The organism is Streptomyces sp. NPDC005202, assembly GCF_040608235.1.
Taxonomy (GTDB): domain Bacteria; phylum Actinomycetota; class Actinomycetes; order Streptomycetales; family Streptomycetaceae; genus Streptomyces.
The window spans coordinates 1-3161 of record NZ_JBEXHW010000083.1 but is presented as its reverse complement, the minus strand read 5'-3'; the positions used below and the strand labels follow the sequence as shown (position 1 = coordinate 3161).

The 3161-nt window shown below is 68.6% G+C and carries 2 protein-coding genes and 1 pseudogene; 1 reads left to right on the top strand and 2 read right to left on the bottom strand.

The window, feature by feature from the left end:
* Positions 1–87 precede the first annotated feature (87 nt).
* Positions 88–423, bottom strand: a complete 336-nt coding sequence (locus ABZV31_RS38150; RefSeq protein WP_355901464.1) for a hypothetical protein — start codon at positions 421–423, stop codon at positions 88–90.
* Between the two features lie 668 nt (positions 424–1091).
* On the opposite strand from ABZV31_RS38150, the gene ltrA reads away from it, so the two are divergent.
* Complete coding sequence (ltrA, locus tag ABZV31_RS38145; RefSeq protein ID WP_355901462.1) at positions 1092–2408, top strand: group II intron reverse transcriptase/maturase; 1317 nt, start codon at positions 1092–1094, stop codon at positions 2406–2408.
* Between the two features lie 234 nt (positions 2409–2642).
* Here the strand turns inward: ltrA and ABZV31_RS38140 are convergent.
* Positions 2643–3066 (bottom strand): annotated as a pseudogene (locus tag ABZV31_RS38140) (transposase); the annotation flags it as partial.
* Positions 3067–3161 lie beyond the last annotated feature (95 nt).

The window sequence follows — 3161 nt, the reverse complement described above, 5'->3', positions numbered from 1 at the left end:
CACCTCCCGCGCGGCGGGCGGCAGCCGACGCGCGTCCCCAACCTCGATCACACCCTGCCAACGAGCAGGCAACTCAACCGTTCCGCCTCAATAACCTTCGCGCACTCCGTCGGCGTTTTCGAGGCGGTAGCGCTCCAGGCGGATGGCGCCGAGGTACCGGGCTTCGTAGATCCATGCGCGCAGTAGCGCGTTGGGCAATTCGGCCCAGGGCCCATGGCTCTCCCCGAACGCCACACGCTCATCGGACTGGGCCTCGGCCCGACGGCTCGTCCAGTCGGCTTCTGGATCGCACCACGTGCATTCGAAGTCGAGCACTACGCTGAGCATGGCTATCGAGGTCGAGGCGTCGAGAAGGCAGTTGATTGTCGGAGCTGAACCGGTCGGATCCACCCGGCCGGCGTCCCGACGTCGGGCCTCGCCCACCACTGGGTCCTAGCCTCGCGCTTTCGCGCGCCCAGCAGACTCGGAGGTCTTCGTGATGTAGTTGATCTTGGGTCGTAAGCTCGTTGTCGCCTGCCGGTGGAAGTCCGGTCCGGGTAGCTGCCAGGAGGCCCGGTAGCAGACTGGCGGCGTCGGGGGGAAACGCCCGGCGTCGAAGCCCAGTGTCGAAAGCCCTGCAAGGGGAAGCAAAGCAGCGGTCCGTAGCATCACGCGAAGCCTGCGGCGTCGTTAGAGGCCCGCCTCTCGGGGCGGGGACAGGGAGTGCCGAGCCCCCGAAATCAGGGCGAAGGCCATGGAAGCGGCGAAGATCCTGGAGATGCAGCCGTGAAGGACTCCCCGGCGTATGGGGCATGGAACGTTGCGACGGTGACAGCGGGAACTGGGGAGGCCCTCCCCGGCCCGGCGGCCTGCGGACAGGTGCTGCCGGAAGCTGCGCGTCCTATAACCGGGTGATCCCCGGGAAGTGGGCGCGGGCCGGGTGGGCGTCGGAGGCGGCCGTAGTACCGCGATGAGCCGGCGGACAACATAACCGCCGGTCAGGGAAGGGCCGCTGCTTCGTCGATGCGCAGGTTGTCTGGAGGGGCTTGGTGAGTGCCGTTTCGGCTAGTTCCGCCACGTCGGGATCCCTGAAGCTGGATCCGGTCCGAGCCTTGCAGCATGCGCTCTACCGGGCGGCCAAGGCCGATCCCGGACGGCGGTTTCACGCGCTGAGGGACAAGGTCCACCGCAGGGACGTCCTGAGGCGCGCGTGGGTGACGGTGCGTCGTAACAGCGGTGCGCCGGGCATTGACGCCACCACTCTGGCCGAAGTTGAGGAGTACGGCGTTGACCGGCTCCTTGATGAGCTGGCCGCGGAAGTACGGGAGGGCCGCTGGCGGCCGCTGCCCGCGCGCCGGGTGTTCATTCCGAAACCCGGCACCGCGGAGCAGAGGCCGTTGTCGATCCCTTCGGTTCGCGACCGGATCGTGCAGGCCGCGTTGAAGATCGTGCTCGAGCCGGTCTTCGAGGCCGATATGCTCCCGTGCTCGTTCGGGTTTCGGCCCAGGCGCGGAGCACACGATGCCGTCCAGGTCCTCGTGGATGAGGCGTGGCGGGGCAGGCGTTGGGTGGTGGAGACGGATATCGCCAACTGCTTTGAGGCGATTGATCACGAGAAGTTGATGCAGGCGGTCGAGGAACGCGTCTGCGACCGGTCGATCCTCAAGCTCCTGCGCGCGATGCTGCGGGCTGGGGTCATGGAGGACGGACAGGTCCGTCGGCCGGTGTCCGGCACTCCGCAGGGCGGGGTGGTCTCCCCGCTGCTGGCCAATGTCTATCTGCACAGGCTGGACCGGGTGTGGTCGACACGGGATCACGGGGTGCTGGTGCGCTATGCCGACGACGCGGTGGTGATGTGCGCCAGCCGCGTGCAGGCCGGAGCCGCCCTGGAGCGGCTGCGGAGCCTGCTGGCCGAACTCGGACTGGAGCCGAAGGCGGCCAAGACCAGGATCGTGCACCTGCAGGTGGACGGTGAGGGGTTCGACTTCCTCGGCTTCCACCATCGGTCGGTCACGTCCCGGCCGCGCGGCAACCGGCGCCCGATTGCCTTCCTCGCCCGCTGGCCCTCGGCGAGGGCGATGCAGCATGCCCGCGACCGGATCCGTGAACTCACGGACCGGCGCAGGCTGTTGCGGCCGGTCAAGGTCATCGTGGAGGACGTGAATGCGTTCCTGCGGGGATGGGCTGCGTATTTCCGGTTCGGGAACTCGGCCCATGTCTTCGACCAGATCGGCTCGTACGCGCGGATGCGGATCGGCGGGTTCCTCGCCAAGAAGCACCGGCGCACCCGGAAGTTCGGCTGGGCGGTGGTTGCCTCCGCAGCCGAGGACTCCCTGGGACTGATCGCCCTGCACGGAACCGTTGTTGCACCCAGACCCTTTCGGGACTGGCGGGGCAGGCCGAATGCCGGTGGTGAACGGCGTCGGTGAGCCGTGTGCGGGAGAACCGCACGCACGGTTCGATGCGGCGGGGGCTGGAAACGGAGCGGACGTACTCCGCCACCGCGCCAGCCCCCGACCCTACGTGACGGCTCGTTGGTTCATCTGGCGGGCCGTTTCGGCTCGTTGGGCAGGGTGAGGGCCCGGCTGTCGCGTCGGGTGGGCGCCGGGTTCCACGGCTCCGGAGGGGTGGTCCAGGCTCGTCGGGACGGGTGGATCTGCTGGTCAGCCGGGGTTCGGGAGGGCATGGAGCCGTTCGATCGCGTCCGTGATGAGGTCGGTCCAGGGCCAGTGGGCCGCGAATCTCAGGTGCCGGCGGCGGGCGGTGGTGACGAGTTGGGCGGCGGCGCAGAACAGTCGCAGCCGCAGGCGGCGGGGCTCCCATCTGCGGGTTTGGCCGGTCAGGGCGAGCATCGGCATCCAGGCGAGCAGGTCGAGGGCGATCTGGACGATCTCCAGCCAGATCTGGTTCTGCTCCGGCGATCGGGGCGTCCTTGGTGTTTGTGGCGAAGCAGGTCAGCCGCATCCCGACGGCGTCGGTGAAGCGCAACTGGGCCCCGGGATGCGGGCGTTCCTTGCGGACGATCAGCCGCATCCCCCGCGGCCAGTCCTTGAGCACGTCTCCGTCCAGTTCGGCCACCCAGGCGCCCAGGGCTTCGGCGTAGTCGCTTGATGCCCGTTTCGTGATCATGTGAGTCCGAGGAGGGCGAGCGGCCTGCTGGCGTCGGGGGCGTTGCGCCGAAG